Origin of the sequence: Roseateles agri, from assembly GCF_034043675.1 — a bacterium.
Lineage (GTDB): Bacteria > Pseudomonadota > Gammaproteobacteria > Burkholderiales > Burkholderiaceae_C > KK5.
Genome location: NZ_JAXCLA010000004.1, coordinates 648,700 through 675,625 on the forward strand (window position 1 = coordinate 648,700; position 26,926 = coordinate 675,625).

Below are 26,926 nucleotides of genomic sequence, written 5' to 3' on the forward strand. Positions count from 1 at the left end.
GATGCCCCGGCCATTGCAGATCGCCGCGGCGGCGGTGCTCGCGGCTGCCGCCACCGTTGCCGTCGCCGTAGGTTGGAGTGAGCACCGCGAACTCCAACGCTTCGCCGCCACACCCCTCGGCAACGAGACCCGCTGCGAAGCCTACGCCGGCCTGCCCCCAGGCTGGGGTGGCGACAAGCACGCCGGCATGGTCCAGGTGCCCGCCGGCAGCTTCCACTTCGGCAGCACCCAGGGCTATCCGGATGAACGCCCCGGCAGCACCGCTCCGCTGCCCATGCACGCCTTCTGGATCGACCGGACCGAGGTCACCATCGCCCAGTTCTCCGCCTTCGTCCACGCCACCGGCTACGTCACCGAAGCCGAGCGCCAGGGCGGCGCCGTCGTGTTCCACCAGCCGACCGACCAGGAACTCGGCAGCCGGCCCTACGCCTGGTGGACCTTCGTCCAGGGTGCCGACTGGCGCCACCCCGGCGGCCCCGGCAGCTCGATAGCCAAGGGCATGGACCATCTTCCGGTCACCTTCGTCACCGAGGCCGACGCGCTGGCCTATGCCCGCTGGCTCGGCCGCGACCTGCCGACCGAGCAGGAATGGGAGTACGCCGGCAAGGCCGGCCGCGAGGGGCCGGAGCTGGACACCGCCCCGCGCGGCGCGGACGGCCGCCCCACGGCCAACTACTGGCAAGGCGCCTTCCCCGCCTTCGACGCCAAGGAGGACGGCCACGCCGGCCTGGCGCCGGTGGGCTGCTACGCGGCCAACGACTGGGGCCTGCACGACATGATCGGCAACGTCTGGGAATGGACCAAGGACGGCTACGGCGGCCCGCATCAAGGCCACATGAACGGCGACACGGCCGTGGCCGCGGCGCAGACCGCGCCGGGAGGCCACAAGCCCGACCGGCCGATGGTCATCAAGGGCGGCTCCTACCTCTGCTCGCCGGACTTCTGCGTGCGCTACCGGGCTTCGGCGCGGGAATCGCAGGAGGCGGACCTGGCGACGGCACACATCGGCTTCCGCACCGTGCTGCGGGAGCGCTCGTCGTGAAGCGCCGCTACTTGCTTGCCGCCGCGGCCCTGCCCTGGCTGGCGCATGCCGAGAAGGCGCCGCTGCGCATCGCCGTTGCGCCCGGTCCGCAGGCCGAGGTGATGGACCTGGTGGCGCGGCTGGCCACCGCGCAGGGGCTGGCGCTGACGACGATCCTCAGCGTCGGCGCACCCGCGGCCGTCAATGCCTCTCTGGCCTCGGGCGGCTTCGATGCGGCCAGCGTCGAAGACGGCGTTGCCTTCTCCAACGATCCCTCACGCCAGTGGCTCGCCGAGGCCGCGTTGACGGTGACCTTGCCGATGGCCCTCTACTCGCGCCGCCTCGCCGCACTGCGTGATCTGCCCGTCGGCGCAAGAGTGGCGATCCCCGCCGAGCCGGCAGCGGCCACGCGGGCGCTGCTGCTGCTCTACAACCACGGCCTGCTCCTGCTGCGGCCCGAGGCCGGCCTGCACGCGCGGCTGTCCGACGTGCGGCAGACGCGCCGCGGGCTGCGGTTGCTGAGCCTGCCTTCGACGCAACTGGCCGCAGCGCTGCATGGCACCGCCGATCTCGCCGTCATCGACCGCGCCCATGCGACCGACGCCGGCCTGCAGCCCGCGCGCGATTCGCTGGGCGTCGAGGATGCCCGCTCGCCCTGGGCCGGCGTGCTCACCGTGCGCCGCGCTGATGTCGAAGCGCCGTGGCTGCGCCAACTGGTGGCGGTGTATCGCAGCGAGCCGGTCAAGCGCTTCATCCTCGATCGCTACCAGGACGGGGTGCGCCGGCCATGGTGATCGGCTTCGCCTGCAGTGCCTGCGGCCGCTGCTGCAACAGCCCGCCGCTGCTGAGCCTGGCCGAGCTGCTGCGCTTCGAGAACGTCTTCGTCGGCACGCTGAGCCTGAGCCTGAGCCGCACGGCACCGCTGGCCCTGCAGGGCCACGAGGCGCCCTCGCAGGCCTGCCCCGCGCTGCGCAGCGATGGCCTGTGCAGCCTGCACGAGCAGGGCAAGCCCGCCATGTGCGCCAGCGTGCCGCTCGATCCCCGGCAACCGGATGCCGCGCAGGCCATCGTGCTGCGCCGGCGCCTGCCCGGCGGCCCGGAGGACTTCGGCGCGCAGTGCCTCAGCGACGGGCCGGCGCTGCCGCCGCTGCTGGCCGCCGGCGAGATCGTCGATGCCGGTCATCGCCAGGCCCTGCGCGCCGCCCGTACCTCGCATGCCGAAGAGGACTCGCTGTGGCGCGCGCCGCTGCGGTCCCGCCTGGCGGCGCTGCTGGGCGCCGCGCCGCCGGGCGGCTTCCTGAGCCTGCCGCTGACGCCGCTGCTGGAGTGGCTCAGCGAAGCGGGCGCGCCCGAGCATGCCCGGCGCCTCGCCCAGTCGCAGCGCGGCCTGCTCGCCCAGCGCATCGATGCGGCACTGCAGCGCCGCCGCCCGGAGGACCGGCCCAGCACCGCGCAGTTCCGCCGCTGGCACGAGGCCTACGGCAGCTTTCTCGACCAGACGCCGGCGCGCGCCCGCGCCGACACGCCGCTCTCCGCGTACCTGTACGGCATCTGATTTGCCATAGACTGGGCCACAGGGAGTCAGAGTACGAACGGGCCCACGAGGCGCGTCGGTCTTGAGGGCATGGCACATCGCCGTGCCCGCACTCCTTTGCCTCGTCAATGCAACGACCAGCAGGGAGACGCCGATGTGGTCCTTCGGAAGAAAGCTGATCCTCAGTTTCGCGTTGTCGTTCGTCGTGCTGCTGCTCGTGGGGCTGCTGTCCTACCGCGGGCTCGATGTCCTGACCCGCGCCAGCTACTCGGTCACGCACACGCATGAGGTGCTCGACCGCGTGGACGGCCTGCTCGGCGCGCTCAAGGACGCAGAGACCGGCCAACGCGGGTTCCTGCTGACCGGCTCGGACGCCTACCTCGAGCCCTACACGGCCGCCCGCGCGGGCATCCCGCAACTGCTCGCCGAACTGGGCAGGCTGGTCTCCGACAACCCGCGCCAGAGCGAGCGCGTGGCCGATGCCCAGCGGCGGGTCGACGCCATCATGAAGGTGCACCAGTCCCGCATCGACCAGCGGCGGGCCTCGGGCGAGGAGGCGGCCGTTCGCGCGATGCTGGCCGGCGACGACAAGCGCCGGATGGACGAACTGCGCCGGCTGCTGGGCGAGATGGTCGATGAGGAACACGCACTGCTGCAGGAGCGCGCCGGCGAGGTCGAGTCGGCCTCCGCCAGCGCGCGCGCGGCGATCGGCGTGGGCACGGCGGCCGGCCTGCTGCTGGTCTTCATCGCCGGCGGGCTGCTGGCCCGCACCTTGAGCACGCAGATCGGCGCGGCCGTCGGGCATGTCCAGCGCTCCTCGGCCGAACTGCAGACGGCCTCGAACCAGCAGGCCGTGGGCGCACGCCAGACCGCCACCTCGATGGCCGAGATCACCACCACGCTCGCCGAGCTGACGAGAAGCTCGCGCGAGATCGCCGAGAGCGCGCTGCAGGTCGGCGAGATCGCGGGCCGCACCGCGGACTCCGCCCGCTCGGGCGACGGCGTGCTCCAGGCCGCGCGCGATTCCATCGGCGCGATGAAGCAGCAGAGCGTGCGAGTCGTCGAGCACATGCTCGACCTGGGGCGCAAGTCGCGGCAGATCGACGACGTGCTGGACCTCGTCGTCGAGCTGGCGCAGCAGACCAACATCCTGGCCATCAACGCGACGATCGAGGCGATGGGCGCGGGCGAGAGCGGCACGCGCTTCAGCGTGGTGGCCGACGAGGTGCGCAAGCTGGCGGACCGGATGGGCGAATCGGCCAAGGCCATCCGCGTACAGATCGAGGAAGTGCGCGACGCGGTCAACGCCACGACGATGGCCACCGAGACGGGCTCCAAGTCGATCGACGCCGGGGCGAGCCAGTTCGCGGCGGTGGCCGCGTCACTCACCGACATCGGCAAGATGGTGCAGCGGACGAGCGAGGCGGCACGCGAGATCGGCCTGTCGACCCAGCAGCAGTCCACCGCGGTCGAACAGGTCAACCTGGCGCTGTCCCACACGGCCGGCGCCGCCAAGGAGACCGAGGTCAGCTCGCAGCAGACCTCGCAGACGGCGCTGCAGCTCGTCGAGCTGGCGCGCGGGCTGATGCGGCTGGTCCAGGCCCAGCCTGCTCACTGAGGATCCCGACCATGGCAACAAAGGACAACTACCGATTCTTCCGCCTGGAAGCCCGCGACCTGCTGGCCCGGATCGACCCGGCCATGCCCGAGCTGCAGCAGCCGGCCGTCGACACCCGACGCGCGGCCGCCGAGCGGCTCGTGTACCTCACGCACACGCTGAAGGGAGCTGCTGCCGTGGTGGGCCTGAAGGACATCGCCGCGGCGGCCTATTCGATGGAGACCCTGCTGCGGGCCCATCCCTGCGCGCAGGAGATGCTCTCGCCCGAGGTGCTGGGCCAGCTGTCGGAATCGCTGGCCGAGATCAAGGCCGGCGTTGCGGCATTGATCCCCGCACCGGCGCCGGCACCGGCGGACCGCTGAGTCAGTCTGCCCGGGAGAAGACCAGGCTGGCGTTGGTGCCGCCGAAGGCGAAGGAGTTGCTCAGCGCGTGGCGCAGCCCGGGCACGCGCTCGCCCTGCCCCAGCACATGGCCGAGGCCCTGGCAGGCGGGGTCCAGCACCTGGGTGCCGGCCGTCGGCGGGATCTCCTGGCGCTCCAGGGCCAGCACCGTCCAGGCGGCTTCGACGGCGCCGGCCGCCCCCAGCAGGTGGCCATGCGCGGCCTTGGTGGAGCTGACGCGCAGGTTCGGTGCGGCCTCGGCCCACAGCTCGCGCAGCGCGGCGCACTCGACCGGATCGCCGACGATCGTGCCCGTGCCGTGGGCGTTGCAGTAGCCGATGTCGGCCGGCTGCAGACCGGCGGCGGCCAGCGAGCGCCGCAGCGCGGACATCTGGCCGCGCTGGTCGGGGTTGGTCAGGTGCGAGGCGTCGCAGCTGATCGCGCTGCCGGCCAGCCAGGCGCGCACGCGGCGGCCATCACGCGCGCAATCGCTCTCGCGCTGCAGCACGAAGAAGCCCGCGCCTTCGCCGAGCACCAGGCCGGCCCGGTCGGGCGAGAACGGCCGGCAGCTGCGCGCGGGGTCCGTCTCGTCGGGCGGAGCCAGGGTGCGCAGCGCCTGCCAGGCAGAGATGGTGCCGCGCACCAGCAGTGCCTCGGCGCCACCCGCGATGGCGATGTCGATCTCGCCGCGGCGCAGCGCATGCGCCGCCTCGGCCAGCGCCACGGCGCTCGACGCGCAGGCGACGGCGTAGGTGACGACCGGGCCGCGGATCTCGCAATGCAGGGCCAGCGTGGCGGCGGCAGCGTTGACCATGGCGGTCGGGACCGTGAGCGGCGGGACGCGCTTGCCCGCATGGAGCGCGGCGTAGGCGGCATCCAAGGTGGCGGCGCCGCCCATGCCGGTGCCCAGGTACAGGCCCACGCGTTCCGCATCGGCCCAGGCGCCGCAACGGGCATCCTCGATCGCGCGGCGCGCCGCGCCCAGCGCCATCTGGCTGACGCGTTCGGTGCCGACCTGCTGCAGCTTGGGCAGCACGGCGGCCACGTCCTCGGTGACTCGCGCTGCGGCGATGTCGGGCAGGCCTTCGAGGGCCATCCGCTCGATCGCCGACTCGCCGTCCATCAGGCGCGCCCAGGCGGAATCGAGGTCCGATCCGAGAGCGCTCGCGAGGCCCAGCCCCACGACGCCGACGCGCTCCATCACGCTCATGCCGCCTGAGGGGCGGCCGGGGTGCTGCTGAGCAATTCGTCCAGCAGTTGCGCGAGGCCGCGCAGCGTGCTGACGGACGTGGCCGCCGAGTCGGGCACGTTGACGTGGAAGTCGTCCTCGATCGTGAAGATCAATTCGGCCAGGGTCAGCGAATCGATGTCGTAGGTGGCGAACGGCGCATCGGGGTCGATCTTGCTCTTCTCCACGTCGAACTGATCGTGGATGAGGTCCTGGAGGCGTTCGATGCTGTTCATCATGAGATCCTGGCAAGAGCGCCCGCGGCTCGCGGGCTGTGGGGGAAAGATGCAGAGCCCGGATGGACGCCGGGGCGGAGCCGGGCCGCAAAGCCGGCGATCAGTTCGCCGACCCGCTGGCGGTCGTTGTCGGCGCTGACCATGTGATAGCTGTTCTCCAGCACCTCGAGGCTGGCGATGCCGGGGCGCAGGCCGCCGACGGTCTTGCGCACGGTATCCAGGCGACAGATCTCGTCCTCGCGGGCATGCACCATCAGCAGCGGCCGCTGCTGCTCGCTGAGCAGCCGGCGGGCATGACGCGACAGGCCCTCGCTTTCGCGCACGATGTTCAGCGGCACGCTGGCCGGGCCGACCAGCGTCGCCTCCTCGCCTTCCATCTGCGCCCGCACCCATTGGCGCATGCGCTCGTTCTTCAGGCCGTAGGGCTCGCGCTCGGACATCGAGAACCAGGGCGCGATGCCCAGGCCGTAGGCCAGGTAGCGCAGGCGGTACCACCAGGGCAGACCCCAGCCGTTGTAGGCGATCAGCGGCGACAGCAGCACCAGCCCGCGCAGTGGCGCCCGCGGCAGGCGCCCGGCCGCGGCCAGGGCCAGCATGGCGCCCGAGCAGAGACCACCGAGCAGGGCCGGCTCGCCGTCATCGGCGAGCAGCTTGCTCACCGATTCGGTCGCAGCATCGACCCAGTCGGTCCAGCGCGCGCGGGTTGCCAGCATGCCGTGGCTGTAGCCCGGCACGGTCGGGCACTCCAGTTGGAGGCCCAGCCGCCGCAGCGGATGAAGCAGCAGGCTGAACTCCTTGGGCGTGCTGGCCAGGCCGTGGAGCAGGATGAGTCTGCGCACGGGCAGGATCGCGGAGTCGGTGGACATGGAAGGGATCAAAGGCGTTGCAGTCTACGGGGCTTCACCGTTTAGAAAAACTCTCGACGCCCATATGCGGGTGTCCTGCGGGGACGGTCGGTCTGTGGTCAGGTTCTTGCGAATATGAGAAACATTGCTTTGCAGTCGCGGCAGCCAAATTGATTGCATGGATGACTGCCTGCGCCGCTATTCTTCGGCCCCTCGCCCTTCGGTTACCTGACAACGCATGGCCTGTTTTTTCCACCGCCGCGCTCTCGCCGTGTGCCTCACCCTGGGCGCGTGGAGCGGCTCCCCCGCGCAGGCTGCCGGCACGCTGCTGCTGATCGATGCGCCGCCCGCGCAGCCCACGCTGTCGGCCGGCGTCACCACCCGCGCCTGGCCCGCGGCACCCGGCGCCCGGCAGCAGGATCACGCGCTGCTGCCGGCCTTCGACTACGCGACGCCGAGCGGATTCTTCGCCTCCACCGACGACAGCATCGGCTGGAACCTGGCGCCGCTGCTGATGGACGAGCAAGGCGTGAAAGACTGGCCAGATTGGCAAATGGGCGCGCGCCTGTGGCCGCAATGGGGCCGGCCACAACGCCTGGCGCCTGCGGGGGCGCAGCGCACGGGCACACGCGTGACGGGTGAGCTCTTCGCCAACGTGCAAGCCCTGCCCTTCCTGCTGCTGCAGTCGGGCATGAGCTTCGGCAGCGGGCAGCATCGCGACGGCGCGCAGCTGGAGCTGGGTGCCACCAGCGGCATCCCGCTGGGCGACGAGCTGATCGGCATCGGCCTGGCCGCCAGCTATGCCAATGCGGCGCACTTGCGCGGCAGCTTCGGCGTCGGGCCGGTCGCCGGTGGGCCACCGGCCTGGCAGCCCTCGCGCGGCTGGCAGGACTGGAGCCTGGCCATCAGCATGGATCACAAGCTGTCGGCGGATTGGTCCATCAGCGGCCAGTGGCTCGGTGCGCGCCTGCTCGGCGCCGCGGCACGCGCACCGTTGACGCAGACGCGCTTCCAGCCTTCGTACACCGTCAGCCTGTGGCGGAAGTTCTGAGCATGCAGGACGAATTCCTCCTCTTCGCGCTGCCCGTGTTCGTCGCCGCCATGGCCTTCGAATGGGCCTGGGGCCGCCGGCGCGGCCGCAACACCTATGGCTGGGCCGATACGCTGACCAGCCTCTCCCAGGGCCTGCTGAGCCAGGCGGTGGCCGCCGTGACGCCGCTGCTGCAGACGGGCATCTATGCCTGGGTGCAGCCGCGGCTGCACCTGCTGCCGACCGCGCGTTGGGCTTCTCCGCTAGGCTGGATCTTGGCCGTGATCTGCTACGACTTCTGCGACTACTGGCTGCATCGCGTCAGCCATGAGAGCGCGCTGTTCTGGGCCGCGCATGCGGTGCATCACCAGAGCGAGCATTTCAACCTCAGCACGGCGCTGCGGCAGGAGAGCTTCTACTCGGTGATGGGCTTCCCCTTCTTCCTGCCGCTGGCCGTGATCGGCTTTTCGAGCGAGCAGTTCATCACCGCAGGCATGGTGGTGCTGCTCTACCAGTTCTGGATTCATACCGAGCACATCGGCCGCCTGGGCTGGCTCGACCGCGTGTTCTCGACACCCTCCAACCACCGCGTCCATCACGCGGTGAACCCCGGCTACCTGGACCGGAACTACGGTGCCGTGCTGGTCGTCTGGGACCGCATGTTCGGCAGCTTCGCCGAGGAGACCGAACCCTGCGTGTACGGCACCGTGAAGCCGCTCGCGAGCTGGAATCCGCTGTGGGGCGTGGCCCAGTTCTACGTGGAGATCGGCCGGCGCATGGCGGTCACGCCGCGGTTGATCGACAAGCTGCGCGTGCCCTTCAAGTCGCCGAGCTGGATGCCGCCCGGCGTGGTGCCGACGGACTCGCCGGAGGAGGCCGCGCGCCGGCTGGCGCAGCCCCGGTTCGACCCGCCGCTGCCCACCGCAGCCAGGGTCTGGGCCGGCGCCGTGTTCGCCGCCTGCGCGCTGGGCGTGGGCAGCTGGCTCGTGAATTCAGAGGCGCTCGATACCGCCGTTCAGTGGCTGGCCGCGGGCCTGCTGGCCGGGGCGCTGTGGTGCATGGGCCGCTGTCTGCGGACAACGGCGCGGCCGCTGCTGCCTGGCTTGCTCGGCGTGGCCTTGGGCCTGCTGCTGACGCTGCTCGCGCTCCGCGCGTAGCGGGTCAGCGCGCGGGCTCCATCGCGGCGGTGTACTCGCCACGCCGCGCCAGCCGGTTCAGCCGCGCGCGTTCGACCAGCTTCGCCTGCGCGGCCGCCACGTTCTCCGCCTTGCCGCTCCAGGCCTTCATCGCCGGATCCTGGATCGCCCGCGCGAACGAGAACGCGACCGGCCATGGCAACTGGCCCTTGTGGCGAAGGTTCATCGCGTTCAGCCGCGCAGAGGCGTCGGCGGCCGACTGTCCTCCCGACAGGAAGGCGATGCCGGCCACCGCGGCCGGAACGGTGCGGCGGAAGCAATCGATGGTGGCATCCGCCACTTCGTCGGCCGAGGCCTGCGCCGGGCAGGCCAGGCCCGGCACGACCATATTGGGCTTGAGCAGCATGCCGGCCAGATCCACGCGCTGCGTGCGCAGCTGTTCGAAGACGGCGTGCAAGCTGCGTTCGGTGACCTCGCCACACCGCGCCAAGGTGTGGCCGCCGTCCATCAGCACTTCGGGTTCGACGATGGGCACGATGCCGGCCTCCTGGCACAGCGCCGCGTAGCGCGCCAGGGCGTGGGCATTGGCCTCGATGCAGCCGCGCGAGGGAGCATCATTCGCGTCGTCGATGGTGATCACCGCGCGCCATTTGGCGAAGCGGGCGCCCATCTTCGAGTACTCGGCCAGGCGCTCGCGCAGGCCGTCCAGGCCTAGGGTCACCAGTTCGCCCTCATGCAAGGCCAGCGGCTTGGCGCCCTCGTCCACCTTGATGCCGGGAATGATGCCGACGCGCTGCAGCGCCTGTGCGAAGGGCGTACCGTCGAGCGCGGTCTGGCGGATCGTCTCGTCGTAGAGGATGGCGCCGCCGATCGATTCGGCCAGGCCCGGCGCGGTGACGATCAGGTCGCGGTAGGCGCGCCGCATCTCCACCGTCTGCGGAATGCCCAGCGCCGCGAAACGCTTGTCCGCGGTCGGGTTGCTCTCGTCCATCGCCAGGAGGCCCTTGCCTTCGGCCAGCATCTGGCGGGCGGTATCGCGAAGTGTCTGCTTGTTCATGGATGTCCTTGCCAAACGGTCATTCGCCGGCAAACGATGCGCCCGGCTGCGCGATGATGGCGCATGCAACTTTGAAAGGCAGCAATGCAACTCGGAATCATCGGTTTGGGTCGGATGGGCGCGAACATGGCGCGCCGCCTGATGAGCAAGGGGCACGAGTGCGTCGTGCAGGACTCGCATGCGGATGCGGTCGCGAAGATGGTCAGCGACGGTGCCGTCGGCGCCGCCACGCTGGCCGAGCTGGCCGCCAAGATGACCAAGCCGCGCGCCGTGTGGCTGATGGTGCCGGCCGCGGTGGTCGACGGCGTGCTGGACGACCTGCTCGCGCACCTGGACCCGGGCGACATCATCATCGACGGCGGCAACTCCTACTACCGCGACGACATCCGCCGCGCGAAGAAGTTGGGCGACGCCGGCTTCCACTACGTCGATTGCGGCACCAGCGGCGGCATCGCCGGCCAGGACCGCGGCTACTGCCTGATGGTGGGCGCGGAGAAGCCCATCTTCGACCACCTGCGCCCGATCTTCAGCGCGCTGTCGCCGGGCCTCGGCAACGAGCCGCGCACTCCCGGGCGCGATGGCGAACCGTCCGACTCCGAACAGGGTTTCCTGCACTGCGGCCCGAACGGGGCCGGCCACTTCGTCAAGATGATCCACAACGGCATCGAGTACGGAATGATGGCGGCCTTCGCCGAGGGCTTCAACATCCTGCGCCACGCCAATATCGGCAAGAAAGATCATGCGGTGGACGCCGAGACCACGCCGCTGCGTGAGCCCGAGTTCTACCAGTACGAGTTCGACCTGCCCGAGGTGGCCGAAGTCTGGCGGCGCGGCAGCGTCGTCGGCTCATGGCTGCTGGACCTCACCGCCAAGGCCTTGCTGGCCGACCCGGAGCTGAAGCACTTCGGCGGCAAGGTGTCCGACTCCGGCGAAGGCCGCTGGACGATCCAGGCCGCGATCGACGAAGCCGTGCCGGCGCATGTGTTGAGCGCGGCTCTGTACGACCGCTTCAGCTCGCGGGGCGAGGCGACGTTTGCGAACCAGATCCTGTCGGCGATGCGGCATGAGTTCGGCGGTCACGCAGAGAAGAAAGACTGACGGGACCGACGTCGCCGATGTGGGCGACCGTGACGTCGGGCTCGGGAAAGCGGGCCACTTCCGCGGCATCGGATGCGTAGTGCCCTTGCCGCGGGAAGACGGTGGTCACGCCGTCGCCCCAGGCGGCCTTGAACGCGCCGAGGATGCGCGGCTTGTCGTCGACGAGGACGTAGTGGCGTGCCGGATGGATCCGCCGGATCTCGTCCAGCATCAGCTCCTTGTGCACGTAGATCATCACCCGCCCCTGCACCGCGTCCCACAGGCCGGAGCGCTGGACCTTGCGTGGCTGGAACACGGCGTCGCCATCGGAGAGGATCACGGTGGGGCCGAGCTGCCCCATGCTCGCCAGCGCCTCGACGGCACCCGGGTACACGCGATCGGCGAACGGATAGTCGAGCAGAAAGCTCGAGGTCTGCAGCAGACGAAGCTGCGCCTCGGCGCCATCACCCTCGACCTCCTTGCGATAAAGCTGCAAGGCGCCCAGGTAGTCCGCGTACCCGAGCTCGACGCGCAACTTCTCGAACAGGGTCCAGTAGCGCTCTGAAGAGGCGGCGCCGAATTCGCGCGTCAGGTGATCGTGCAGGTCCGCGATGATGCGGTCGTTGTCCAGCAAGGTGTTGTCGACGTCGACGAGGAAGACAAGGTCATTGAGGATGGCAGCCAAGGCGCGTGCACTTTCATCGTGGATGGTGGTGGGTCGTGGCTTCGGAACGAGCAATCCGCATACCCGTCGTCGGCAGTAACGAGAAGCTGATTCCGCGGCGACTGTAGTACCGTCCGCACCGGCATTGAGCCTCCCCGATTTGCACACGCCATGATCCGTCGCCGTGCCGCCCTACTCGACGCCCTGCTCGCCCTCGGTGCTTCCGTCGCACCCGGGATGACAAGTTGCGCCCGCGCCTCGGCGTCGGTCGACGCCCATGCCATGAAAGGTGCGCCGCTGCGCATGGCGATGACCGAGTTTCCTCCCTACACCGGTACCGACCTGCCGGGCGGGGGCATCGCCACCGTGATCACCCGGACCGTGCTGGCCCGGCAAGGCCTGGAGATGAGCGCCAGCGTGCGGCCCTGGGCGCGCGCGCTGAGCGAGACGCAGGAGGGTGTGTTCGACGGTTTGATCGGGGTGTGGCGCAATGCTGAGCGGGAGCGCACCCTGCTGTTCCCCCGGCCGCTGGGCATCACCAACCGGATCGGCTTCATGGCTCGCGCCGGAACCTCGATCACCGTGAACGATCTGAAGCAACTGCGCAGGCTCACCATTGGCGTCGTGAACGGCTATGCCAATCCTCTGGCCATCGAGGAGGCGCAACTCCGGCTGGAGCCTGCGGTCGATGATCTGCGCAACCTGCGCAAGCTGCTCCTCGGCCGCATCGACCTGGCGCTCATCGACAAGGGCGTCGCCCACTACCTGCTCCAGACGCAGTTGCCCACGGGCCTCACGGAACTGACCTGGCTCGAGCCCTCGGTCACGGAGACCCCGCTCTATGCGGCACTGTCCCGTCGATCGCCAGAGGCCCTGGCGAGAGTGGCCGAGTTCAACCTCGGTCTGGACAAGATCCACAAGGATGGAGAGCTCGACCAGTTGTTGAAGAGCTTCTCGGGATGAGTTCCGAGAGAAAATCTTTCTGAATCAACCCGTTGGAAAATATGAAATTCGCCACCTGGAACGTCAATTCCCTCGCCGTCCGCCTGCCGCAGTTGCTGGACTGGCTGGCCGCCAACCCGGTCGACGCGCTCGTGCTGCAGGAGACCAAGCTGACCGACGACAAGTTCCCGACCTTGGAGATCGGTGAGGCCGGTTACCAGGTCCAGTGGTTCGGCCAGAAGACCTACAACGGCGTGGCGCTGCTCAGCAAGGTGGCGGCGCGCGACGTGGTGAAGAACATCACCGGCTATGCGGACGAGCAGGCGCGGCTGATTGCCGGCACAGTGGCGACGGCGGCGGGCGACGTGCGCGTGATCGGCGGCTACTTCCCCAACGGGCAGGCGCTGGACAGCGACAAGTTCGTCTACAAGATGGCCTGGCTCGACGGCCTGCGCGCCTGGCTCGCCACCGAGCTGAAGACGCATGACAAGCTGGTGCTGATGGGCGACTTCAACATCGCGCCCGAAGACCGCGACTGCTACGACCCGGCCGCCTTCGTCGGCCAGACCCACACCTCGCCGCAGGAGCGCGCCCACTTCCAGGCCTTGATCGACCTGGGCCTCACCGACGCGTACCGGATGTTCGAGCAGCCACCCAAGAGCTACAGCTGGTGGGACTACCGGATGCTCGGCTTCCAGAAGAACAAGGGCCTGCGCATCGACCACATCCTCGTCAGCGCGGGGCTGAAGCCGCTGGTCACGGCCTGCACGATCGACCGGCAGATGCGCAAGCTGCCCAAGCCCAGTGACCATGCGCCGGTGATCGTCACGCTGGGCGATTGAGCCGCTCGCGCAGCGCGTCCTTCAGCTCGGCCCAGCTGTAGCTGGCCTGCGCCGCGGCCAGGCCCAGGCGGCCGAACACGGGCACGAGGCCATAGCGCTCAAGCTCGACGGGTAGCGGCGCGCCGCCATGGATCGCCTCGGCCAGCAGCTCGCCCGCCACGGTGGTCGGCGCCACGCCATGACCGCCGAAGGCCTGGGCGAACCAGAGGCCCGGCGCCAACTGGCCGATCTGCGGCATCTGATGGCGGGCATAGCTCATCAGCCCGCCCCAGGCATGAGCGATGCGCAGGCCGGCCAGCTGCGGATAGACGCGCAGCAGGTCCGCGCGCAGCAGCGCCGCGATGCGCGCCGGCTCGCGCTCCAGGATCGAAATGCGGCCGCCCCACAGCAGGCGACGGTCGGGCAGCATGCGGTAGTAGTCGAAGGCGAAGCGGGTGTCGTAGAGCGCGGCCGGGGTGCGGATCGGCTCGCAGCCGGACGGCAGCGGCTCGGTCGCCATCACATAGGTGGCGATGGCCAGGCGCGATCTCTCCACGCGCCGCTGCAGGCCCTGCATCGTGGCGCCGCCCGCCAGCACCAGTTGCCGCGCGCGCAGGCTGGCACCGGCGGCCGTGTGGACGCGCCAGCCGTCGTGAAGCTTTTCGATCCGGCTCACCGGGCTTTGCTCGTAGAGGCTCGCGCCCTCGGCACGCAGCGCAGCGGCCAGGCCGTGCACGTACTTGAGCGGATGGAAGTGGAAGGCGTCGGGCTCCAGCAGCGCGGCGCCATAACGCTCGGTTTCGACGGCCTCGCGCACCTCGGCCGGGGACAGCTCTAGCCAGCTCACCCCGAACTGCTCGCGCATCATCTGCGCCTGCCGGCGCAGCGCGGCCCGGGCGCCCGCGCCATGGAACCAGTCCAGAAGCAGGGCGCCGCCCTCGGTGCGATCGCAGGCGATGTTCAGCTTCTCGATGCGCCGGCGGATCAGCGCCACCGCATCGCGGGTCAGCGCATAGAGCGAGCGGGCCGGGCCAGGGCCCAGCTCGCGCAGCAGCGCCGCGCAATCGCGGCTGTAGCCGCCGAAGACGAAGCCGCCGCAGCGCCCCGAGGCGCCCTGCCCCATCGCGCCGGCCTCCAGCACGGCCACCGAGCGCAGACCGCGCTCCTGCAGGCCTCGCGCCGTGGCCAGGCCCGCGAAGCCGCCGCCGATAATGGCGACTTCCGCCTCTCTACCGTCGCCGGCCAGCGGCGGCAGGTTCAGACGCGGACTGGTGGCTTCGTAGTAACTGCCCTCATGCATGCACCAAGGCTAGCGCATCAGGGCCATGCACTCGTCCAGCAAGGCGTGCAGGCGCAACACACGCTCGTCCCCCAAAGTGGCGTTGATGGACAGCTGCGCGCGCTTCCAGTCGGCCTGCATCTCCGCGCGCTTGGCGATGCCGGCGGGCGTGGCCTGGACGAGCCGGCTGCGTCCGTCCTCGCCCGGCAGTTGCTCGACCCAGCCGCCGGCCACCAGCGGCTGCAGGTTGCGCGTCAGGGTCGAGGCATCGAGTTCCATCCGGCGGGCCAGCGTGCCGGGCGACAGCGGACCCAGCTTGACCACGTGCGACAGCAGCGCGTACTGCGTCGTCTTCAGCCCGCTGGCGGCGAAATGCGGCTCAGCGAGCTGCGTCACGCGCCGCGTCAGCTGTCGCAGTTTCATGTTCGTGCAGCCCTGGGGGCTCATGACGTCCCTTGCCATCGAATCATTGTATCTACAATAATTGCAGATACAAATTTCCAGGAGCCGGACGATGAGCGAGACGAGCAGTCACGATGAGGTGTTGCAGCAGTGGATGGCCGACGAGGCCGCCCTGCGGGGACGCATGCAGCAGGAGCCGGGCGTGGCACGCCGCGAGCAAGTGATCGGCCGCACCGGCCTGGAGACGATGCAGGCGCTGCTGAACGGCGAACTGCCGCCGCCACCGATCGCGCAGACGATGGACTTCACGCTGGTCTCGGTGGCCTTCGGTGAGGCCGTGTTCCAGGGTCGGCCGCTGTTCAAGCACTACAACCCGCTGGGCAGCGTGCACGGCGGCTGGTACGCGACGCTGCTCGATTCGGCACTGGGCTGCGCCGTGCACACGACGATGCCGGTGGGCCGCGCCTACACGACGCTGGAGTTCAAGGTGAACCTGGTGCGCACGCTGACGCACAAGATCCCGCTGGTGCGGGCGATCGGCAAGGTCGTGCACTCAGGCCGGCAGACGGCCACGGCCGAGGCGAGCATCGTCGGCCATGACGGCAAGCTCTATGCTCACGCGAGCACGACCTGCCTGGTGTTCGAGATGCCGGGCGCCTGATCAGCGCTTGATCGCCGCGGCTTCGGCCGCGAGCTTGGTGATGCGCGCCCAGTCGCCCTTCTCCACCGCGTCCGCCGGCGTCAGCCAGGAGCCGCCGCAGACCTTGACGTTGGGCAGCGAAAGGAACTGCGGCGCCGTCTCCAGCGTGATGCCGCCGGTGGGGCAGAAGACCACGTCCGGGAACGGACCGGCCAGCGCTTTCAGCAGGTTCACGCCACCCACTGCAGTGGCCGGGAACAGCTTCAGGAAACCGTAGCCACCTGCATTGGCCTGCATGACCTCGCTGGCGGTGCTGACGCCGGGCAGCAGGGGCAGGCCCTGCTCGCGGCAGGCGGCGCCGATGGCGTCGGTATAGCCGGGGCTGACGCCGAACTGGCAGCCGGCATCGCGCGCGGCCTTCACGTCGGCCACGCTACGCAGCGTGCCGGCGCCGACGATCGCGTCGGGCACGGCCTTGGCCATGGCCTCCATCGCCTTCAGGGCCACCGGCGTGCGCAGGGTCACTTCCAGCACGCGCACGCCGCCGGCGACCAGCGCCTCGGCCAGCGGCACCGCGTCTTCCAGGCGCTGGATGACGATGACGGGAATGACGGGGCCGTGAGCGGCCAGGCTGAGGGTGTTGTCGATCATGATGTGCTTGCCAATCTTGAAGTGAATTTCAGAGCCAGATGGCTCAGAGCCAGATGGATCAGAGCCAAGTAATGGCGCCCTCTTCGGCCGTGCGCGCATTGCGCCGCATGCCGGCGAAGAGGTCGCGGCCCAGGCCGTGGCCGTTGTCGTAGGCATGGGCCGCAGTGATCTGGGCCTGGCCGCGGGCATCCCACTCGGCCTGCGGCACCAAGGCGGTCAGCTCGCCGGTGACGGCGTCCATGCGCACAACGTCACCATCGCGCAGCTTGCCCAGCGGTCCGCCGGCCAGTGCCTCGGGGCTGACGTGGATGGCGGCCGGCACCTTGCCGGAGGCGCCGCTCATGCGGCCATCGGTCACCAGCGCAACCTTGAAGCCCTTGTTCTGCAGCACGGCCAGCGGCGGCGTCAGCTTGTGCAGCTCGGGCATGCCGTTGGCGTGCGGGCCCTGGAAGCGGACGACGACGACGACGTCCTTCTCCAGCTCGCCGGCCTTGAAGGCATCCTGCATCGCATCCTGGCTGTCGAAGATGCGGCACGGCGCCTCGACGATATGGCGGTCTTCCGGCACGGCGGACACCTTGATCACCGCCCGGCCCAGGTTGCCCTGCAGCAGCTTCAGGCCGCCGGTGGCGCTGAAGGGCTCGGCCGCCGTGCGCACGACGGTGTCGTCGCCGCTGGCCGGGGCCAGATCTTGCCATTGGACCGACTTGTCCTCGCCGAGCGCGGGCACGCGGGCGAACGGGCGCAGCGAGGCGCCGGCCACGCTCAGCACGTCTTCGTGCATCAGGCCGGCATCGAGCAGCTCGCGGATCACGAAGCCGGGGCCGCCGGCTTCCTGGAACTGGTTCACGTCGGCGCTGCCGTTCGGGTACACGCGCGCCAGCAACGGCACGACGGCGGAGAGTTCGGAGAAGTCCGTCCAGTCGATCAGGATGCCGGCCGAGCGGGCAACGGCAACCCAGTGGATCAGGTGGTTCGTCGAGCCGCCGGTCGCCAGCAGCGCGACCATAGCGTTGACGATGCAGCGCTCGTCCACCAGCCGGCCGATCGGCGTGTAGTTCGCTTTGGGCGCGATCGACAGCACGGTGCTGACGGCCTGGCGGGTCAGCGCCTCGCGAAGGTCGTCGTGCGGATGCACGAAGGCGGCACCCGGCACATGCAGGCCCATGGCCTCCAGCAGCATCTGGTTGCTGTTGGCGGTGCCGTAGAAGGTGCAGGTGCCGGCGCCGTGATAGGCGGCGGACTCGGCCTTCTGCAGTTCCTCGCGGCCGACCAGGCCCTGCGCGTATTGCTCGCGCACCTTGGCCTTGGCGCTGTTGGAGAGGCCGCTGCTCATCGGGCCGGCCGGCACGAAGACGCAGGGCAGATGGCCGAAATGCAGCGCACCGATCAGCAGGCCCGGCACGATCTTGTCGCAGATGCCCAGCAGCAGCGCGGCATCGAAAACATCATGACTCAGCGAGATGGCGGTGCTCATCGCGATCGTGTCCCGCGAGAACAGGGACATCTCCATGCCCGGCAGTCCCTGGGTAACGCCGTCACACATCGCCGGCGTGCCGCCCGCCACCTGCGCCGTGGCGCCCAGTGCGTGGGCGGCCTCGCGGATCAGGGCCGGGTAGCCCTCGTAGGGCTGGTGGGCGGACAACATGTCGTTGTAGGCCGTCACGATGGCGATGTTGGGCGCCTTCTCCTCGACGATGCGCAGTTTGTCGTTCGCGGGCATCGCGGCCACCGCGTGGGCGACGTTCGCGCAGCCCATCCGCTCGACGCCGCGCTTGCGGCCGGCCAGCTTGTCCACGCCGTCGAGATAGGCCCCGCGGCTGTCGGCACTGCGCTGGCGAATGCGCTCGGTTACGGCCAGGAGGGTCTTGTTCATAGAGGCTAGCGATGTAACTCGACGGTGTTCGAACCAGTAACCATATTACAAGATCAGGCCCGCGCCCGGGTTACATCGAGGGTACAGCAGCGCGCCTGCGACAGGAACCCGCGGGCAAGTCGAATGCCATGCCAATGTCGCGTCACGACCGTGTCAACATTAGCCCCCATGCGCCCGTCGATGCAGTTGCCCTACCCACCTCGCGACACCCAGGCCCTGTTCGCCCGTACGCTGGCGCAGTGGCGCAGCGATCCGCCCCAGGATCTACTGCTGTTCGCCTACGGTTCGCTGATCTGGCGACCGGATTTCGAGTTCAGCGAATGCCGCCCCGCCCGTGTGCTGGGCCACCACCGGGCGCTGCGCATGCGCTCGCGCGTGAACCGAGGCAGCCCGGAGGAGCCCGGCCTGGTGCTGGCGCTGCTGTCAGGCGGCAGTTGCCGCGGCCTCGTCTACCGCGTGCCCGCGGCCCAGGGCGAATCGGTGCTGACCACCTTGTGGGCGCGCGAGATGCCCACCGGCGTCTACGAGCCCCGCTGGCTGAACTGCGAGACACCGCAAGGCCCCTTGAGGGCGCTGGCCTTCACCCTCTCGCGCCGCAGCCCGAACTGGACCGGTGAAATCGACGACGCCCAGTTGCTGCACATCTTTGCCCACGCGCGCGGCCGCTACGGCACGACCTTGGACTACCTGCTGCGCACCGTGCAGGGCCTGCGCGACCACGGCATCCGCGATGCCGAGCTGGAGCGCCAATGGCACCTGGCGGCGCGGCACGGGCTGTGCCTGCCGCTGACGACGCACGATCAGCGCTGATCGGAGGGCGAGTCGGACGGTTCGGCGGCCTTCAGCAGGCGCGCGAGGTCGTCTTCGGTGTCGATGTCGACCAGCACGCCGGGGTCGTCCACATCCACCGGCTGCGACGGGTAGCGCGCCAGCAGGCGCCGTGCACCATCGTCGCCGTGCAGGTCCACCAGCTCCGAGTACAGCTCGGCGCTGAAACCGACCGGATGGCCGCGCCGGCCGCGGTACTGCGCATAGGCGACCGGGAAATGATCGATGGCATCGGCGACAGCACGCATGCTGGCGGGACGCATCAGCGGCATGTCGGCCGGGACGATCAGCCAGCCGTCCGCATCGCCGGTGGCGCTGACGCCGGCCGCGATCGAATGACCCATGCCGACCTGGCTCGGACGGCCACGGCCGTCGAACTCCGGCATCTCGACGAGATCCTGCGACGCAACCAGCTTGCGCACCGCGGGCGCCAGCGCAGCGCTGGTGACCACGACGACGCGCAGCCCCGTCTCCAACGCATGGCGAAGTGTGCGAGACAGCATGGTGTCGGCCGTCAGGTCGGCCGTCATGTCGGCATTTGGCCCGAGCTGCTGCATCAGCTTGTGCCCAGGTCCGCGGAAGCGCATGCCGCGCCCCGCTGCCAGCACGACGACTACGGGTCGCCGTTTGCTCATTCCTTCTACTTCCTTCTGCTGGATTCGCGCCATTGACAGCATGCCGCCGGCCCGGGGGTGGCAATACTGGGGCCTATACCTAAGGCTTTCTACCGTCCACGGAAGTGGGTAGGCGGCCGGAACAAGCACAATTCCCCGATGAGCAAACTATCCGATCTCCGAAAGAGCTACGAGCTGGGCGAGCTGGACGAGAAGGTGGCCGCCGCCGACCCGCTGCGCCAGTTCAGCCAGTGGTTCGAACACGCGCTGGCCTCGGACGAGGTGCACGAGCCCAATGCGATGACCTTGGCCACCGTCGGTGCCGATGGCAGGCCGTCCACGCGCATCGTGCTGATCAAGGCCTTCGATGAGCGCGGCATTGTCTGGTTCACCAACTACGACAGCCGCAAGGGCCGCGAGCTCGCCGCCCATCCGTTCGCGGCGCTGCAGTTCCACTGGGTGGACCTGGAACGGGTCGTGCGGATCGAGGGCCGGGTGGAGAAGGTGTCGGACCAGGAGTCCGACGACTACTACCGCTCGCGGCCGCTCGACTCGCGCCTGGGCGCCTGGGCCTCGCCGCAGAGCGAGGTGATCGCCTCGCGCGCCACCTTGGTCGCCAACGCCGCCAAGATGGCGGTCACCCACGGCCTGAACCCCGCGCGTCCGCCGTACTGGGGCGGCTACCGGCTGGTGCCGGAGTGCTGGGAGTTCTGGCAGGGCCGCAAGTCCCGCCTGCATGATCGCCTGCGCTACCAGCGGGACGAGAGCGGCTCCTGGGTCATGGAGCGGCTGGCGCCCTGATCCTCAGCGCGCGCTGAGGGACAGCTCGGCGTGGGGTTGCCAGTCCGCCGCATTGGCCGCATCAGCAAGCCGGGGCGTGGCAAGGAACAGGCGGCCGTTCGCGATGCCCTTGGCGATCAGCGCGTCGCGGATCGCGCTGGCGCGCGCGGTCGCGAGCTGGGTCAATTGCTCGTCGCTGACCGGCGGCGCGCTGGCCGCAGCCGCCGGCGCCGCTGCGGCGGCCGCACCGCGCTGTTGGCGCCGCTCGGCGCGCTTGCGCTCGGCATCGGCCGCCGCTGCGCCCAGCTTCTGCTGCAGGGCCTGGCTGTCGGCCGCGGCGCCGGCCCATCCGGTGATCGTCAGATCCAGCCCCGGGCGTTCGGCCAGCATCTTGGCGACCTTGTCGAGTTGCTCCGGCGCACCGGGCTCCGCGCTGCCCGGCGCGAAGGCGGCCTGGCTCGCATCACCGCCATCGCTGCCGGAGAACAACGAGAACGGCGAGAGCAGTGCCTTCTTCAGCAGATTGCCGATCAGCTTCCAGACGATGCCGCCGATGCTGAACTCCGGGTCGTTGATCGAGCCGCTGACAGGCAGGTCGAGATCGATGACGCCGTTGGAGTCCTTCAGCAACGCCACGGCCAGCAGCACCGGCAGGGTCGTCGCATCCGGGCCGTCCACGTGATCGCCGAAGGTCAGTTGATCCAGCGTGATCTTGTTGCTCGCCTGGAGCTGGCCGGAGGCGTCGATCTTGTACTCGACCTGCGAGGACAGCTTGCCGCGTGTGATCGCATAGCCGGCGTACTTGGCCGCGTACGGTGACAGCGGCGGCAATTCGATGTCGCTGGTGCGCGCCTTGATGTCCATCGTCAAGGGTGCGCCGGTCGGGTTGAGCCAGCCCTCGACATCGAGGTCGCCGGTGCCCTGGACCTTGCCGCGCATGCTCAGCGGGGCCTTGACGTCCGGGCCGGTGGTGAAGGCGCCGAGGGTGCCGTTCACCTCGGACAGTGCCGCGCTGTAGTTGGGGCGGACGAAATGGTCGGAAAAGTCGACCTGTCCCTTGCTGAACTTCAGACCGCCCAGGCTCAGCCGCAGCGCGGGCGAGGAGGCCGGCGAGGTTGGCGGCGCCGCGGCCGAAGCTGCGGCGCCCGGCGCTTCTGCCGTCTTCGGTGCGCCGGCCCCGCCCAGGTCGCTGACGTTGAATCGCCCCTTCTCGTCGATGTTCAGCCGCATGTAGTAGTCATCGAGCAGCGCGTTCGCCACCGTCACGTCCATCGGCTCGCCGGGCTTGCTTCGCAGCGCCAGGCCGTTCAGGTCGAGGGTCTGCCAGCGCAACAGCTCGGCACCGGCACCGCCCTGCCCTTCCTCGCCGATGGCCTGGGTCACTCGCAGCGGTCCGATGTGCACATCGCCGTTCCAGGAAGCCTGCCAACCGGCGGAGGCCTGCGTGGCAGCGAATTCGCCCTTCAGGCCCAGGTCGGCGCGGCGCAGCTGGATGCCCCAGGTCTTGTCGAGATAAGGCCCGACGAGGTGGACCGGCAACTGATCGGCCTGCAGCTTGCCGCTGATGCTCAGCGGTGCGAGCAAGACCTGACCCTTCCATTGCAGGCGACCCACGCTTCTTGCGGAGTTGGTGGCCTTGTTGTCGCGAGCCCGGTCGAGGGCAAGACTCAGCTCGGCCGGGATCGCCGCCTTGCTGCTGGCCGGCCAGGCAAGGTTCTGCAGGCGCAGCTTGATGTCCTTGGCCTCGATGGCGGCGTCGCCGGCCTGGGCATCCTGCAGGCGCAGCGAACCCTGATCGATAGCAATGCCCTGCAGCGCGAGACGCCACGCCGATGCGGGCTCCGGCTGGGCAGTGCTTGTCGCAGCGGCGCTGGGCGGCATCAGCGCGTCGTGCCGCCAGCGGCCATCGGCCGCGCGGACGGCCTGCACGCTCGGGCGCCGCAGGCTCAGCTCACCGGCCTGCACGAGCTTCGCCCCCAGGTCGAGCTTCAGCGCATCCAGCTCCAGCGCTTCAGCCGCGAACACCGGCTCCGCGGGCCGCAGCGTTTCGAGCGCCAGCTTGGCGACGCGCAGATCCTGCAATTCCAGCGTCGCGCGGTTCGCGGCGTCGGGCTCAAGCGGGCGCTGAACCGCCAGCGTGACCTGCCCGCTGAACTGCCCCTTCAGCGCGGCGGGCAGTTGCGCTTGCAGGTATGGGCCGAAATCGGCCAGGCTCAGGTCCTGCCAGCCGCTCTTCAGCGACAGCTGCTCGGCAGCCAGGCTGCCCGCGCCCTGCAGCTGAGCCGGTTGCACCTTGCCGCCCGGCGCAGCGATCCGCAACGCGTAGTTCAGCGGTGTCGATCCTTTCAGCGGCCAGGAGAGTGCGCCGAGCTTGGCCTGGATGTCGCTCGCACTCAGTGCCACCGGTGCAGGCAGCGAGGCATCATGCCAGTCGACGGCGGCATCCTTCAGCTCGAAGCCGTCCAGGCCAATGGTCCAGGGCGTTGATGCCGCTGCGGGCGTGTCGCCGCTGCTGATGTCGCCACCGCCGCCAGGCAGCCAGAGGTGGCCATTGGCGTCACGATTCAGGCGCAAGGCAACGCCGGTCCATTGCACGGCACCCAGCTGGACGTGGCGCCGCAGCGGCTGCACGTCCTTTAACGCGATATGCAGTTCGCGCCAGTCCAGCCAGGGCTGGCCTGCGGGCGTCTGCAGCGCGACGTCGCCAAGGCCGATCTCGCCGCTCAACTGCAGCTGCGGGCCATCCTTGGCGGGCTGACTGAAGTTGGCGCTGAGCTTGAGGTCCACATGACCCTGCTTCAACCTCAAGGGCAGGTCGGCTGGCTGGTAGTCCAGGTAGGGCGCCAGGTCCAGCTTGTCGATCTTGAGATCGAGGCGAGCCTGCCGCTGGGCGGCGAAGGGCAGCAACTGGCCGTCGCTGCCGAAGGAGACGCCGTTGAGCTTGCCGCTGACGAGCGGCTTGACGGCCACTTCGACGTCGGCCGCAAGCGTCGACAGAAAGGGCAGCTCGATTTGCAGATCGCTGAGCTCGTGCTTTTGCTTGACCGGCTGGTCATCGAACAAGACCTGACCCTGATGCAGCTGGATGTTGTAGAGCCCGAAGCGCGCGGGTTCGGCATTGGCCTCCGGTGCAGAAGGCTTCGAGAAGCGAGCGATCAGGTCGTCGACGTCGTAGTGACCTTCCGACGTGCGGCTCAGGCGCAGGACCGGCCGCTCGATCCGCAGCGAGGACAGCACGGGGTTCAGGTGCCAGATCGAGCGCAGAGACAAGGTCGTCTCCACATGGGCGAGCGTGAGCAGCGGTGGATCCGAGGGTTTGGCGCCGGCGATCTGCAGGCCATCGAGCGCAAGCGCCAGTCGCCAGGGCTCGAAGTGCACGTCCGCAACGCTGACCGGCCGGCCGAGGGCCTCGCCCGCCATGCGCATGCCTGGGCCTGCAAGCCAGCGCGGCACGAGCAGCCAGCCGGCCACCATCAACAGGACGATGACGCCCAGTATGCTTAGCGCCCAGCGCCGGAGGGTTCGGGAAGGACTTGGCATTGACATGCGGAAGACGAGACTCTGATCGATCTGGAGCCGCATTATTTCTTGGAAAGAATTGAGAACTTGAACATCGCTGACCTCGTCCATGGCCTGAAGCCCTTGTTGCTGGTTCTGCTGCTGCCTCCGGTTCCGCTGATGTTGCTGATCGCCCTGGGGGGCGTGCTGATGCTTCGGCGGCACATGCGCTGGGGCATGTCGATGCTGATGCTCGGGCTTCTCGGCCTGTGGTTGAGCTGCTGCGAAGGCAGCACGCGCTGGCTGAACCGCTACCTGCTAGATACGCCCGCCGCATTGAATGCACGGGACTTGGCTGCGTTGCACCGGCAGCAACTCGCGACGCACGACGTGGCCGTGCTGGTGCTTGGCGCGGGGGTGCGCGACTATGTGCCCGAGTACATGGGCCCAGGCCTCCAGCCGTTGACGGAAGAGCGCCTGCGCTATGGCGTATGGCTCGCGCGCCGACTGGAGGCGCCGCTGGGTTTCACCGGCGGCATCGGCTGGGGTGCCCGGAATAAGCTCTTTACCGAAGCTGCGCTGGTCGAGCGCGCCGCGCGCGATCAATTCGACACGCCCCTGCGTTGGGCGGAGAGCCGGTCACGCGACACACGAGAGAACGCCAGCCTGAGCCTACCCTTGCTGAAGGCTTCTGGCGTGCGCAAGCTGGTTCTGGTCACGCACGTCGAGCACATGCCACGGGCGCTGAAGAATTTCCATGAAGCAGCCCAGGGTGCGAACGCGATGGAGATCATCGCGGCACCGGTCGGCCTGATGTCTAACGGCACCGGCGCATGGCTCGATTGGTGCCCAAGCGGGGAAGGCGCCTCAGGCGTGCGCTACGTCGTCTACGAATGGCTAGGCAGCTTGGCCGGCCACTGAGCGCCACAAATAGAAACCCCTCCCAACCTGAAGGCTGGAAGGGGCGGGTGGCTGACGCCACCTTTGGGGCTCCAGGGCGATTTGCCGAGGGGCTCCTGGCGCGCAAAGATTGCGCCAGAGTGTTTGCCTTGAGAAGGCCTTACAAACTTAGGCGAGTCGCCCAGGCCTTTCAAGGCTCGCCACCGCTCCTGTTCACCGATTGACAAACAATCGTTCGAAGAGTTGCTCTGCGCGCTGCTCGACCTCGGCCGGCATCGTGATCGCGCGGCCCCATTCGCGGGTCGTCTCGCCGGGCCACTTGTTGGTCGCGTCCAGCCCCATCTTGCCGCCCAGGCCGCTGACCGGTGACGCGAAGTCCAGGTAGTCGATCGGCGTGCTATCGACCAAGGTCGTGTCGCGCACCGGGTCCATCCGGGTCGTGATGGCCCAGACGACTTCCTTCCAGTCGCGGATGTCGACGTCCTCGTCCACGATGACGATGAACTTCGTGTACATGAACTGCCGCAGGTAGCTCCACAGGCCGAACATCAGGCGCTTGGCGTGACCGGGATAGGCCTTGCGGATCGAGATCACGGCCATGCGGTAACTGCAGCCCTCAGGCGGCAGATAGAAGTCGACGATCTCGCTGAACTGTTTCTGCAGGATCGGCACGAAGACTTCGTTGAGCGCAACGCCGAGGATGGCGGGCTCGTCGGGCGGCTTGCCGGTGTAGGTGGAGTGGTAGATCGGGTTGGCACGGCGCGTGAGCCTCGTCAGCTCGAAGACCGGGAACCAGTCCTGCTCGTTGTAATAGCCAGTGTGATCGCCGTAGGGGCCCTCCAGCGCGTGCAGGTAACCGCCCTTCTCTTTCAGCGGGATGCCGTCCTCGCTGACACCGACATAGCCCGGCGCGGCCACGGGAATGCGGCCCTCCAGCACGATCTCCGCGCTGGCCGGCACCTGCAGCATGCGGCCCGCCTCGCCGACGCCGCTGTCGACCAACTCGGTGCGCGACCCGCGCAGCAAGCCGGCGAACTGGTATTCGGACAGGCTGTCCGGCACCGGAGTCACGGCACCGAGGATGGTCGCCGGATCGGCGCCAAGCGCCACGGCGATCGGAAAGGGCTGGCCCGGGTTCGCCAGCGCGAAGTCGCGGAAATCCAGCGCCCCGCCGCGATGGGCGAGCCAGCGCATGATCAGTTGCCGCCGCCCGATCACCTGCTGCCGGTAGATGCCCAGGTTCTGCCGCAGGCGCGGCTTCTCGACGCTCTGCGGCCCGCGGGTGATCACGAGGCCCCAGGTGATCAGCGGGCCAACGTCGCCGGGCCAGCAAGTCTGGATGGGCAAGGCCTTCAGGTCGATGTCGTCGCCTTCCAGGATCTCCTCCTGGCACGCGCCTCGGCCGACCACGCGAGGCTTCATGTCCCACAGCGCCTTTCCCATTTCCAGCAGGCGTCCGACATCCTTCAGACCCTTGGGCGGCTCGGGCTCCTTCAGGTTGGCGAGCACGTGGCCTACATCGCGAAGCTCCTGTAGGCTCTGCGCGCCCATGCCGAGCGCGACGCGCCGCGTCGTGCCGAAAAGATTGGTAAGCGCAGGTGTCGCATAGCCCGCCGGCTTTTCGAACAGCAGCGCCGGACCCTCGGCCCGCAAAACACGGTCGCTGAGCGCCGTCACCTCCAGATGGGGGGAGACCGGCTCCAGCACGCGCCGCAGCTCGCCCATGCCCTCCAGCCCGTGAATGAAATCACGCAGATCTCGGTACTTCATAACTTATGGTAATTTAGAAGCCAGTCAATAAGCTTGACTGGTTATTTTTGATCTCTAGAATCCGCCTGCCCTTGATCATCAAGGGTTTACCCGTGGCTC

26 protein-coding genes are annotated in these 26,926 nt (G+C 69.0%); 14 read left to right on the top strand and 12 right to left on the bottom strand.

Features of this window, described 5'->3' with window-relative positions; all coding sequences use genetic code 11:
* The first annotated feature begins 1 nt into the window (after position 1).
* The 5 genes from SNE35_RS14915 (at position 2) to SNE35_RS14935 (ending at position 4,535) form a co-directional block, all read left to right on the top strand.
* Entirely contained in the window at positions 2 to 1,042 is a 1,041-nt protein-coding gene (locus SNE35_RS14915; protein WP_320423704.1) for a formylglycine-generating enzyme family protein, read from the top strand.
* A complete protein-coding gene (locus SNE35_RS14920; RefSeq protein ID WP_320423705.1) occupies positions 1,039 to 1,815 on the top strand; it encodes a MetQ/NlpA family ABC transporter substrate-binding protein in 777 nt (258 codons plus the stop codon). The genes SNE35_RS14915 and SNE35_RS14920 overlap by 4 nt, the downstream gene beginning before the upstream one ends.
* On the top strand, positions 1,809 to 2,576 hold the full coding sequence (locus SNE35_RS14925; RefSeq protein ID WP_320423706.1) for a YkgJ family cysteine cluster protein: 768 nt from the start codon (positions 1,809 to 1,811) through the stop codon (positions 2,574 to 2,576). Before SNE35_RS14920 ends, SNE35_RS14925 begins: the two co-directional genes overlap by 7 nt.
* 133 nt (positions 2,577 to 2,709) lie before the next feature.
* Positions 2,710 to 4,173, top strand: a complete 1,464-nt coding sequence (locus tag SNE35_RS14930) for a CHASE3 domain-containing protein (RefSeq protein WP_320423707.1) — start codon at positions 2,710 to 2,712, stop codon at positions 4,171 to 4,173.
* Between the two features lie 11 nt (positions 4,174 to 4,184).
* A complete protein-coding gene (locus tag SNE35_RS14935) occupies positions 4,185 to 4,535 on the top strand; it encodes an Hpt domain-containing protein (RefSeq protein WP_320423708.1) in 351 nt (116 codons plus the stop codon).
* 1 nt (position 4,536) lies between these two features.
* Here SNE35_RS14935 and SNE35_RS14940 read toward each other — a convergent pair whose 3' ends face one another.
* From SNE35_RS14940 to SNE35_RS14950, 3 genes are read right to left on the bottom strand one after another with little or no spacing between them, the layout of a single operon-like run.
* Positions 4,537 to 5,763 (bottom strand): beta-ketoacyl-[acyl-carrier-protein] synthase family protein, encoded by a 1,227-nt coding sequence (locus SNE35_RS14940; RefSeq protein WP_320423709.1) that lies wholly within the window; start codon positions 5,761 to 5,763, stop codon positions 4,537 to 4,539.
* Entirely contained in the window at positions 5,760 to 6,017 is a 258-nt protein-coding gene (locus SNE35_RS14945; RefSeq protein WP_320423710.1) for an acyl carrier protein, read from the bottom strand. Before SNE35_RS14945 ends, SNE35_RS14940 begins: the two co-directional genes overlap by 4 nt.
* Complete coding sequence (locus SNE35_RS14950) at positions 6,017 to 6,883, bottom strand: alpha/beta hydrolase (protein ID WP_320423711.1); 867 nt, start codon at positions 6,881 to 6,883, stop codon at positions 6,017 to 6,019. Before SNE35_RS14950 ends, SNE35_RS14945 begins: the two co-directional genes overlap by 1 nt.
* A gap of 250 nt (positions 6,884 to 7,133) precedes the next feature.
* On the opposite strand from SNE35_RS14950, the gene SNE35_RS14955 reads away from it, so the two are divergent.
* On the top strand, positions 7,134 to 7,913 hold the full coding sequence (locus SNE35_RS14955) for a MipA/OmpV family protein (RefSeq protein WP_320423712.1): 780 nt from the start codon (positions 7,134 to 7,136) through the stop codon (positions 7,911 to 7,913).
* Between the two features lie 2 nt (positions 7,914 to 7,915).
* On the top strand, positions 7,916 to 9,049 hold the full coding sequence (locus SNE35_RS14960) for a sterol desaturase family protein (RefSeq protein ID WP_320423713.1): 1,134 nt from the start codon (positions 7,916 to 7,918) through the stop codon (positions 9,047 to 9,049).
* Positions 9,050 to 9,053: 4 nt separating this feature from the next.
* Here the strand turns inward: SNE35_RS14960 and SNE35_RS14965 are convergent, their stop codons facing one another.
* Entirely contained in the window at positions 9,054 to 10,085 is a 1,032-nt protein-coding gene (locus tag SNE35_RS14965) for a class I fructose-bisphosphate aldolase (RefSeq protein WP_320423714.1), read from the bottom strand.
* Positions 10,086 to 10,169: 84 nt separating this feature from the next.
* Here SNE35_RS14965 and gnd point away from each other — a divergent pair, with 84 nt between their 5' ends.
* Positions 10,170 to 11,183 carry a phosphogluconate dehydrogenase (NAD(+)-dependent, decarboxylating) gene (gene gnd, locus SNE35_RS14970; protein WP_320423715.1) on the top strand — a complete coding sequence of 338 codons (1,014 nt, stop codon included), beginning with the start codon at positions 10,170 to 10,172 and terminating at the stop codon, positions 11,181 to 11,183.
* Here the strand turns inward: gnd and SNE35_RS14975 are convergent.
* Positions 11,095 to 11,847, bottom strand: coding sequence for an HAD family hydrolase (locus tag SNE35_RS14975; protein WP_320423716.1), 753 nt, complete (start codon positions 11,845 to 11,847; stop codon positions 11,095 to 11,097). The two genes, gnd and SNE35_RS14975, sit on opposite strands and share 89 nt — an antisense overlap.
* Positions 11,848 to 11,997: 150 nt before the next feature.
* On the opposite strand from SNE35_RS14975, the gene SNE35_RS14980 reads away from it, so the two are divergent.
* Both SNE35_RS14980 and SNE35_RS14985 read left to right on the top strand, forming a co-directional pair.
* Positions 11,998 to 12,789: a substrate-binding periplasmic protein gene (locus SNE35_RS14980; protein WP_320423717.1), complete on the top strand. Its 792-nt coding sequence runs from the start codon at positions 11,998 to 12,000 to the stop codon at positions 12,787 to 12,789.
* A gap of 41 nt (positions 12,790 to 12,830) precedes the next feature.
* On the top strand, positions 12,831 to 13,610 hold the full coding sequence (locus tag SNE35_RS14985) for an exodeoxyribonuclease III (protein WP_320423718.1): 780 nt from the start codon (positions 12,831 to 12,833) through the stop codon (positions 13,608 to 13,610).
* Here SNE35_RS14985 and SNE35_RS14990 read toward each other — a convergent pair.
* Together SNE35_RS14990 and SNE35_RS14995 are read right to left on the bottom strand one after the other, a co-directional pair.
* Positions 13,594 to 14,889: an NAD(P)/FAD-dependent oxidoreductase gene (locus tag SNE35_RS14990; RefSeq protein WP_320423719.1), complete on the bottom strand. Its 1,296-nt coding sequence runs from the start codon at positions 14,887 to 14,889 to the stop codon at positions 13,594 to 13,596. The two genes, SNE35_RS14985 and SNE35_RS14990, sit on opposite strands and share 17 nt — an antisense overlap.
* A 9-nt stretch (positions 14,890 to 14,898) precedes the next feature.
* Positions 14,899 to 15,291: a MarR family winged helix-turn-helix transcriptional regulator gene (locus SNE35_RS14995; RefSeq protein WP_320423720.1), complete on the bottom strand. Its 393-nt coding sequence runs from the start codon at positions 15,289 to 15,291 to the stop codon at positions 14,899 to 14,901.
* Between the two features lie 91 nt (positions 15,292 to 15,382).
* Between SNE35_RS14995 and SNE35_RS15000 the strand changes: the two genes are divergently transcribed.
* On the top strand, positions 15,383 to 15,931 hold the full coding sequence (locus SNE35_RS15000; RefSeq protein WP_320423721.1) for a PaaI family thioesterase: 549 nt from the start codon (positions 15,383 to 15,385) through the stop codon (positions 15,929 to 15,931).
* Here the strand turns inward: SNE35_RS15000 and SNE35_RS15005 are convergent, their stop codons facing one another.
* A complete protein-coding gene (locus SNE35_RS15005; protein WP_320423722.1) occupies positions 15,932 to 16,561 on the bottom strand; it encodes a bifunctional 4-hydroxy-2-oxoglutarate aldolase/2-dehydro-3-deoxy-phosphogluconate aldolase in 630 nt (209 codons plus the stop codon).
* A gap of 58 nt (positions 16,562 to 16,619) precedes the next feature.
* Positions 16,620 to 18,437, bottom strand: a complete 1,818-nt coding sequence (gene edd / locus SNE35_RS15010; protein ID WP_320423723.1) for a phosphogluconate dehydratase — start codon at positions 18,435 to 18,437, stop codon at positions 16,620 to 16,622.
* A gap of 180 nt (positions 18,438 to 18,617) precedes the next feature.
* Between edd and SNE35_RS15015 the strand changes: the two genes are divergently transcribed.
* Positions 18,618 to 19,247, top strand: coding sequence for a gamma-glutamylcyclotransferase (locus SNE35_RS15015; RefSeq protein WP_431312742.1), 630 nt, complete (start codon positions 18,618 to 18,620; stop codon positions 19,245 to 19,247).
* On the opposite strand, the gene SNE35_RS15020 is transcribed toward SNE35_RS15015, so the two are convergent.
* Positions 19,238 to 19,900: a nucleotidyltransferase family protein gene (locus SNE35_RS15020; RefSeq protein WP_320423724.1), complete on the bottom strand. Its 663-nt coding sequence runs from the start codon at positions 19,898 to 19,900 to the stop codon at positions 19,238 to 19,240. The genes SNE35_RS15015 and SNE35_RS15020 overlap by 10 nt on opposite strands.
* Positions 19,901 to 20,038: 138 nt before the next feature.
* Here SNE35_RS15020 and pdxH point away from each other — a divergent pair, with 138 nt between their 5' ends.
* Positions 20,039 to 20,680, top strand: a complete 642-nt coding sequence (pdxH, locus tag SNE35_RS15025; protein WP_320423725.1) for a pyridoxamine 5'-phosphate oxidase — start codon at positions 20,039 to 20,041, stop codon at positions 20,678 to 20,680.
* 3 nt (positions 20,681 to 20,683) lie between these two features.
* Here the strand turns inward: pdxH and SNE35_RS15030 are convergent, their stop codons facing one another.
* Entirely contained in the window at positions 20,684 to 24,289 is a 3,606-nt protein-coding gene (locus SNE35_RS15030) for a DUF748 domain-containing protein (RefSeq protein ID WP_488803603.1), read from the bottom strand.
* Between SNE35_RS15030 and SNE35_RS15035 the strand changes: the two genes are divergently transcribed.
* Positions 24,266 to 25,078: a YdcF family protein gene (locus tag SNE35_RS15035; RefSeq protein ID WP_320423727.1), complete on the top strand. Its 813-nt coding sequence runs from the start codon at positions 24,266 to 24,268 to the stop codon at positions 25,076 to 25,078. The genes SNE35_RS15030 and SNE35_RS15035 overlap by 24 nt on opposite strands.
* A gap of 192 nt (positions 25,079 to 25,270) precedes the next feature.
* Here SNE35_RS15035 and SNE35_RS15040 read toward each other — a convergent pair whose 3' ends face one another.
* A complete protein-coding gene (locus SNE35_RS15040; protein WP_320423728.1) occupies positions 25,271 to 26,827 on the bottom strand; it encodes a UbiD family decarboxylase domain-containing protein in 1,557 nt (518 codons plus the stop codon).
* Positions 26,828 to 26,926: the final 99 nt, after the last annotated feature.